Below are 7,854 nucleotides of genomic sequence, written 5' to 3' on the forward strand. Positions count from 1 at the left end.
GCCCTTTCCGGTCCTTTCCTTACCCTCGCGCCCCCCGGCCCCCCCGGGCCGGGGGCGGGGGCACTGGGGTAAACCCGTGGCCCCGCGGCCCGTTCGAACGCCCCCGAAGGGGCGCGGGGAACTGCGCGACCGGCCACGACGCACCCGCAGAGGCAAACGGCTACCCGTCAGCTTTTACGGGCCTTGGCCACCTTCTTCGGAGCAGCCTTCTTGGCAGTGGTCGTCTTGGCCGCGGTCTTCTTGGCGGGGGCCTTCTTGGCTGGGGCCTTAGCCGCCGCCGGCTTCTTCACCGCCGCGGAGACCGCCCGCTTACGCCCCTGCGAGGACCCGTCGCTGATCCGGTCAGCCGCCAGGATGTCCCGCAGGAACTTGCCGGTGTGGCTCGTCGGGACCCCCGCGACCTCCTCGGGCGTGCCCTCGGCGACGACGAGACCGCCGCCGTTGCCGCCCTCGGGGCCCATGTCGACGACCCAGTCCGCGGTCTTGATGACGTCGAGGTTGTGCTCGATGACGATGACCGTGTTGCCCTTGTCGACCAGGCCGGACAGGACCGTGATCAGCTTGCTGATGTCCTCGAAGTGCAGACCGGTGGTCGGCTCGTCGAGGACATAGACGGTCCGGCCCGTCGAGCGCTTCTGGAGCTCGGAGGCCAGCTTCACGCGCTGGGCCTCACCGCCGGAGAGCGTCGGCGCGGGCTGGCCGAGCCGGACGTACCCGAGGCCCACGTCGTTGAGCGTGCGCAGGTGGCGGGAGATGGCCGGCACCGCCTCGAAGAAGTCGAGCGCCTCCTCGATCGGCATGTCCAGGACCTCGGCGATGGACTTGCCCTTGTAGTGGACGTCCAGCGTCTCGCGGTTGTAGCGCGCCCCGTGGCAGACCTCGCAGGGGACGTACACATCCGGGAGGAAGTTCATCTCGATCTTGATGGTGCCGTCACCGGAGCAGTTCTCGCAGCGACCGCCCTTGACGTTGAAGGAGAAGCGGCCGGGGAGATAGCCGCGGACCTTCGCCTCCATCGTCTCCGCGAACAGCCTGCGGACGTGGTCGAAGACTCCGGTGTACGTCGCGGGGTTCGACCGCGGCGTGCGGCCGATGGGCGACTGGTCCACGTGCACGACCTTGTCGACGAGGTCGTCGCCCTGCACGCGCGTGTGCCGGCCCGGGACGGACTTGGCGCCGTTCAGCTCGCGGGCCAGGTGCGTGTAGAGGATGTCGTTGACCAGCGTCGACTTGCCGGAGCCCGAGACACCGGTGACCGCGGTGAGGACACCGAGCGGGAAGGAGACGTCGATGTCCTGGAGGTTGTTCTCCCGGGCGCCGTGCACCGTCAGCCTGCGGGAGGGGTCCGCGGGGCGGCGCAGGTCGGGCACCGGGATGGACCTCTTGCCCGCGAGGTACTGACCGGTGATCGACTTGTCGTTGGCCAGGAGCTCCTTCATGGAGCCGCTGTGCACGACCTTGCCGCCGTGCTCGCCCGCGCCGGGGCCGATGTCGACGACCCAGTCGGCGACCTTGATGGTGTCCTCGTCGTGCTCGACGACGATGAGCGTGTTGCCCATGTCGCGCAGGCGCACGAGGGTCTCGATCAGGCGGTGGTTGTCGCGCTGGTGCAGGCCGATGGACGGCTCGTCCAGGACGTACAGGACGCCGACGAGGCCCGAGCCGATCTGGGTGGCCAGGCGGATGCGCTGGGCCTCGCCTCCGGAGAGGGTGCCGGCCGCGCGGTTCAGCGAGAGGTAGTCCAGGCCGACGTCGACCAGGAACTTCAGCCGTTCGTTGACCTCCTTCAGGACGCGCTCGGCGATCTTCTTGTCGCGGGCGCCCAGCTTCAGCTGGGCGAGGAAGTCGGCGCAGTCGCTGATCGACATCGCCGAGACCTCGGCGATGGACCGGCCCATGACCGTGACGGCGAGGACGATGGGCTTCAGGCGCGTGCCCTCACAGGTGGGGCAGGGCACCTCGCGCATGTAGCCCTCGAAGCGCTCGCGGCTGGAGTCGCTCTCGGCCTCGCTGTGGCGGCGCTTGACGAAGGGGACGGCGCCTTCGAAGGCGGTGGTGTAGCGCCGCTCGCGGCCGTACCGGTTCCTGTAGCGGACCTCGATCTGCGTCTTGTGGCCGTTCAGGAGGGCCTTCTTGGCGCGCTGCGGGAGTCCGGCCCAGGGCATGTCGGTGGAGAAGCCGAGGGCGTCGGCGAGCGCGCCGACAAGCCGCGCGAAGTAGTCCTTGGTGTGGCCGTGCGACCACGGGTGGATGGCGCCCTCGTCGAGCGACTTGTCCTCGTCCGGGACGATCAGCTCGGGGTCGACCTCCATGCGCGTGCCGATGCCGGAGCAGTCCGGGCAGGCGCCGAAGGGCGAGTTGAAGGAGAAGGAGCGGGGCTCGAGCTCTTCGAAGGACAGGTCGTCGTACGGGCAGTACAGGTGCTCCGAGTACATCCGCTCGCGCTCGGGGTCGTCCTCGGGGAGGTCGACGAAGTCGAGCACGACCATGCCCCCGGCGAGGCCGAGCGCGGTCTCCACGGAGTCGGTCAGGCGGCGCTTGGCGGACTCCTTCACCGTGAGGCGGTCGATGACCACCTCGATGGTGTGCTTCTCCTGCTTCTTCAGCGCGGGCGGCTCGGAGAGCTGGATCGTCGTGCCGTCGACCCGGGCACGGCTGTACCCCTTGGTCTGGAGGTCGGCGAAGAGGTCGACGAACTCGCCCTTGCGCTCGCGCACCAGCGGCGAGAGGACCTGGAAGCGGCTGCCCTCGGGCAGGTCGAGGACCTTGTCGACGATGGCCTGCGGCGACTGCCGGGAGATGGGCCGCGCGCACTCGGGGCAGTGCGGCTTGCCGATGCGCGCGAAGAGCAGGCGGAGGTAGTCGTAGACCTCGGTGATGGTGCCGACCGTGGAGCGCGGGTTGCGCGAGGTCGACTTCTGGTCGATGGAGACCGCGGGCGAGAGGCCCTCGATGAAGTCGACGTCCGGCTTGTCCATCTGGCCGAGGAACTGCCGGGCGTACGAGGAAAGCGACTCCACGTACCGCCGCTGGCCCTCGGCGAAGATCGTGTCGAACGCGAGCGAGGACTTGCCCGACCCGGAGAGCCCGGTGAAGACGATGAGGGAGTCGCGCGGGAGGTCGAGCGAGACGTTCTTGAGATTGTGCTCGCGCGCGCCACGGACGATGAGACGGTCGGCCACGCCGGTCCGCACCTTTCTTGAGAGAAGTGACAGGGGCGGGACCCCCGTCGCAAACAGACTAGGGCGAGCCACTGACAACGCCGGGGCGGATGCCCTGGTTGATAACAAAGCCGGACCTTCAAGAATGCCCGATGCCGCACCCGACCATATAGCACGTGCATTCGATTTGCGGTGGCGCTCTGACACCTTCACCCGAACGTGTGGCGCGACTATCGTCGGGCGCATGATTGATCATGTGCGCGACCTGGCGTCTGTACGTGACGCGACCGACCGGCTGCTCGACGCAGCCGCGAAACTGAACAACGATTCGACCGCCGAGCCGTCACGGCTGCCGGGCTGGACCCGCGGTCACGTCCTCGCCCACGTCGCCCGTAACGCGGACGCGCTCGTCAATGTTCTCGCCGGACGGCCCATGTATGTGAGCGGGGAGGCACGGGACGCGGACATCGAGCGGGACGCGCCCCGGCCGCTGGCCGAGCAGCTTCTCGACGTACGCGAGTCCGCGGACCGCTTCGAGGCCCAGGCCGCCGTCCCGGCCGACTGGAGCCGCACGATCACGATGCGGAACGGAGTGACGGACTCCGCGTCGCGGGTGCCGTTCCGGCGGTGGGTCGAGGCCGAGCTGCACCATGTCGACCTGGGCATCGGGTACGAGCTCGAGGATCTGCCCGAGGAGTTCGTGCAGCGGGAGATCGCATTCCTGGCGGCACGGTTCTCCGGGAATCCGGATGTGCCGCCGACCCGCGTCACGGACGGCACGCACGCGTGGAGCACCGGCCGGGACGGCGATCCCCGGGTCACTGTCTCCGGCCCCGCGGCCGACGTGGTCGGCTGGCTCGCCGGCCGCCGTGACGGCTCCGCGCTGACGGCCGAAGGCGGCCTCCTGCCCTCCCTGCCCCCGCTATAGGCTGAACCGCATGACGTACAGCGGAGCAGTGAAGGTCGGCGGCGGTGCGGACGTGCACGAGTTGCAGGACCTGATGATCTCGAAGGTCGCCGTCGGCCCGATGGACAACAACGCCTATCTGCTGCGCTGCCGCGCCACGGACGAGCAGCTCCTGATCGACGCGGCGAACGACGCCCGCACGCTGCTCACGCTGATCGGTGACGACGGCATCACGTCCGTCGTCACCACCCATCAGCACGGCGACCACTGGCAGGCACTCTCCGAGGTCGTCGCGGCGACCGGCGCCCGGACCTACGCGGGCCGCGAGGACACGGCGGGCATCCCGGTGCCCACGGACATCCCGCTCACGGACGGTGACACCGTGAACGTCGGGCACGTCACCCTCACCGCCCGCCACCTGGTGGGCCACACGCCGGGCTCGATCGCCCTGGTGTACGACGACCCGCACGGCCACCCGCACGTCTTCACCGGCGACTGCCTCTTCCCCGGCGGCATCGGCAACACCCACCAGGACCCGCAGGCCTTCGCGAGCCTGCTGCACGACGTCGAGACGAAGATCTTCGGCGCGCTGCCCGACGAGACCTGGGTCTATCCGGGCCACGGGAACGACACGACCCTCGGCACCGAGCGCCCGCACCTGGACGAGTGGCGTCAGCGGGGCTGGTGACCCGCAGGCGCCGGTCGGCGCGGGCCGGGCTCAGGCCCCGCCGACCAGCGCCGCCACCCGCTCCACCGCGAACGCGTACCCCTGCACACCGCACCCCGCGATGACGCCGTCGGCGCGCTGGGAGACGTAACTGTGGTGCCGGAAGGCCTCGCGCTGATGGATGTTCGAGATGTGGACCTCCACCACCGGCATTCCGTCACAGGTGTTGAGCGCGTCCAGAATCGCGACCGACGTGTGCGAGTAGGCGGCGGGGTTGATGACGATGCCCGCGTGGTGCTCGCGCGCCTCGTGGATCCAGTCCACCAACTGCCCCTCGTGGTTGCTCTGGCGCAGGTCCACGGTGCCGCCGTGCGCCGCTGCCGCCTTGGCGCACAGCGCCTCGACGTCGGCGAGGGTGTCGGAGCCGTAGATCTCGGGCTGGCGCTGGCCGAGCAGGTTCAGATTGGGGCCGTTCAGGATCATGATCGGGGCGTTGGCAAGAGTGCGCGTCATGCCGTCAGCGTACTGAGGAAGCCCCCCACGCCCCCGCACGCCCCCGTAACCGGCCGTCACAGCGGGTAGTTGACGCGGCATGCGCAAGATCCACTCCCCTGCCCGTCCTGCTGGTACTGCCGACGCCGCCGGTACCGGCGGCGCTCCCTCCCTGCCCCGGCTCGCGGCCGCCTCGCTCGCCGGGACCGCCATCGAGTTCTACGACTTCTTCATCTACGGGACGGCCGCCGCCCTCGTCCTGGGGCCCCTGTTCTTTCCGACGTTCTCGCCGCTCGCGGGAACTCTCGCCGCCTTCGCGACATTCGGAGTGGGCTTCGTGGCGCGCCCCCTGGGGTCCGTCCTCTTCGGGCACATCGGTGACCGGCGCGGGCGGCGCCCCGTACTCGTCGGCTCGCTGCTTCTGACGGGCCTCGCCACGGTCGCCGTCGGCTGCGTGCCCACGTACGGCTCGATCGGGACGGCCGCTCCGGTGCTGCTCCTCGTGCTGCGGTTCCTGCAAGGGCTCGGGCTCGGCGGGGAGTGGGGCGGGGCGGTGCTGCTTACCGCCGAGCACGCGCCCGCCGAGCGGCGCGGGCTGTGGTCGAGCTTCCCGCAGATGGGGCCCTCGCTCGGTTTTCTGCTTGCCAACGGGATCATGCTGGCGCTCTCGGCGACCCTCAGCGACGCGCAGTTCACCTCCTGGGGATGGCGCGTTCCGTTCTGGGCGGCGGGCCTGCTCGCGGCGGCCGGGCTCGCCCTGCGCACGTCGCTCCCGGAGAGCCCGAGCTTCCTGCGACTGCGGGAGCACGCGCGCGTGCCGCTCGTCGAAGTGGTGCGCGACCACTGGCGGCTCGTCCTGCTCACCGCGGGCGCGCTCGCCGTCGGATACGCCGTGTTCTACGCCGTGACGACGTGGTCCCTGGCCTACGCGGTGGAAGAGCTCGACGTGAGCCGTACGGTCATGCTCGCCTGCATCATGGTGGCCGTCGTGGTGAAGGGCGCGCTGACCCCCGTGGCCGCGCTGCTCGGCGACCGGTACGGACGGCGGCCCCTGTGCCTGCTCGGGTGTGCGCTCTGCGCGCTCTGGATGTTCCCGATGATCGCGCTGCTCGCGACCGGCGAGCCGCTGCTGATGTTCCTCGGCTTCCTGGTGGCGATGCTCGCGTTCATCACGATGTTCGCCGTGATCGCCGCGTATCTGCCCGAGCTGTACGAGCCGCGGGTGCGCTGCACAGGCGCCGCGGTGGGCTACAACCTGGGCGGGGTCCTCGGCGGCGCGCTCACCCCGATCGTGGCGACGGCGGTGGCGCACGGCGAGGGGACGCCGTGGGGCGTGGCCGCCTATCTGACGGCCGTGGCCCTGCTGAGCCTGGGCTGCTTCGCGCTGCTGCCCGAGACGCGTCCCGTCCCGGAGCCGGCCCCCGTCACGGCGTGACCGCGAGCTCCAGATAAGCCGCGAAGAGCACCAGGTGGACCCCGCCCTGCAACAGGGTGGCGCGCCCCGGCACGACGGTGAGCGTGCCGACGATCACGGTCAGCGCGAGCAGCACCATGTGGGTCGGGCCGAGGCCGAGCACCAGCGGCCCGGAGAGCCAGACCGAGGCGACCGCGACGGCCGGAATGGTCAGGCCGATGCTGGCCATCGCGGACCCCAGGGCAAGGTTCAGGCTGGTCTGCACCCGGTCGCGGCGGGTGGCGCGCAGAGCGGCGATGGTCTCCGGGAGCAGCACGAGCAGCGCGATGATCACGCCGACCACGGCGTGCGGCATGCCCGCGTTCTCCACGGCGGACTCGATGGTCGGCGAGACCCCTTTGGCGAGGCCGACCACGCCGACCAGGGCGAGGGCCAGCAGGGCCAAGCTGATCAGGGCGGCCCGGGTGGAGGGCCCCTCGTCGTGCTCGGAGTCGATCACCTCGCCCTTGCGTGTGATCGGCAGGAAGTACTCGCGGTGCCGGACGGTCTGGGTCGCCACGAAGAGCCCGTACAGGACGAGTGAGGCGATCGCGGCGAAGGTGAGCTGCGCCGTGGAGAACTCAGGACCCGGCTTGCTCGTGGTGAACGTCGGCAGGACCAGGCTGAGGGCGGCGAGCGTGGCGACGGTCGCGAGGGCGGCGCCGGTGCCCTCGGGGTTGAAGACGGCGATGCGGTGCCGCAGCGCGCCCACGAGCAGACAGAGCCCGACGATGCCGTTGCAGGTGATCATCACGGCGGCGAACACGGTGTCGCGGGCCAGCGTCGCGCTCTTGTCGCCGCCGTCCGCCATGAGCGTGACGATCAGCGCGACCTCGATGATCGTCACGGCGACCGCGAGGACGAGCGAGCCGAAGGGTTCACCGACGCGGTGCGCGATCACCTCGGCGTGGTGCACGGCGGCGAGCACCGCCCCGGCGAGCACGAGCGTCACCAGGGCGACGACCACGCCCGGCAGACCGCGCCCCCAGGTGAGGGCGAGCAGCACGACGGCGAGGACCGGCACGACGGCCGTCCACTGTGCGGCGAGCGCCCGGAGCCGAGTGACCATGCCTCCGATGCTGCACCGGGCGCCGGGGCCCCGCTACTTCAGAAGGCGGTGCGTGGGGCCGCCCTCGCGTCCCGTCGCCCGCGCGTGCCGGGCAAACACGGGCGG

General features: G+C 70.6%; 6 protein-coding genes. 3 read left to right on the forward strand and 3 right to left on the reverse strand.

The features are described from left to right. Nucleotides 1-167 precede the first annotated feature (167 nt). Complete coding sequence (gene uvrA / locus ACQKIP_RS33425) at nt 168-3,194, reverse strand: excinuclease ABC subunit UvrA (protein WP_365853095.1); 3,027 nt, start codon at nt 3,192-3,194, stop codon at nt 168-170. A 211-nt stretch (nt 3,195-3,405) separates the two neighbouring features. On the opposite strand from uvrA, the gene ACQKIP_RS33430 reads away from it, so the two are divergent. Both ACQKIP_RS33430 and ACQKIP_RS33435 read left to right on the forward strand, forming a co-directional pair. Then, nucleotides 3,406-4,089, forward strand: a complete 684-nt coding sequence (locus ACQKIP_RS33430; protein ID WP_365853093.1) for a maleylpyruvate isomerase family mycothiol-dependent enzyme — start codon at nt 3,406-3,408, stop codon at nt 4,087-4,089. 10 nt (nt 4,090-4,099) lie between these two features. Further along, nucleotides 4,100-4,756 carry an MBL fold metallo-hydrolase gene (locus ACQKIP_RS33435; protein ID WP_365853091.1) on the forward strand — a complete coding sequence of 219 codons (657 nt, stop codon included), beginning with the start codon at nt 4,100-4,102 and terminating at the stop codon, nt 4,754-4,756. Between the two features lie 30 nt (nt 4,757-4,786). Here ACQKIP_RS33435 and aroQ read toward each other — a convergent pair whose 3' ends face one another. Continuing rightward, nucleotides 4,787-5,248, reverse strand: coding sequence for a type II 3-dehydroquinate dehydratase (gene aroQ, locus ACQKIP_RS33440; protein ID WP_365853089.1), 462 nt, complete (start codon nt 5,246-5,248; stop codon nt 4,787-4,789). Nucleotides 5,249-5,399: 151 nt separating this feature from the next. Between aroQ and ACQKIP_RS33445 the strand changes: the two genes are divergently transcribed. Further along, nucleotides 5,400-6,662 (forward strand): MFS transporter, encoded by a 1,263-nt coding sequence (locus tag ACQKIP_RS33445; RefSeq protein WP_365853478.1) that lies wholly within the window; start codon nt 5,400-5,402, stop codon nt 6,660-6,662. Here ACQKIP_RS33445 and ACQKIP_RS33450 read toward each other — a convergent pair. After that, nucleotides 6,652-7,749: a calcium:proton antiporter gene (locus tag ACQKIP_RS33450; RefSeq protein WP_365853087.1), complete on the reverse strand. Its 1,098-nt coding sequence runs from the start codon at nt 7,747-7,749 to the stop codon at nt 6,652-6,654. The genes ACQKIP_RS33445 and ACQKIP_RS33450 overlap by 11 nt on opposite strands. Nucleotides 7,750-7,854: the final 105 nt, after the last annotated feature.

This window comes from Streptomyces sp. NPDC059900 (assembly GCF_050270335.1).
Taxonomy (GTDB): domain Bacteria; phylum Actinomycetota; class Actinomycetes; order Streptomycetales; family Streptomycetaceae; genus Streptomyces.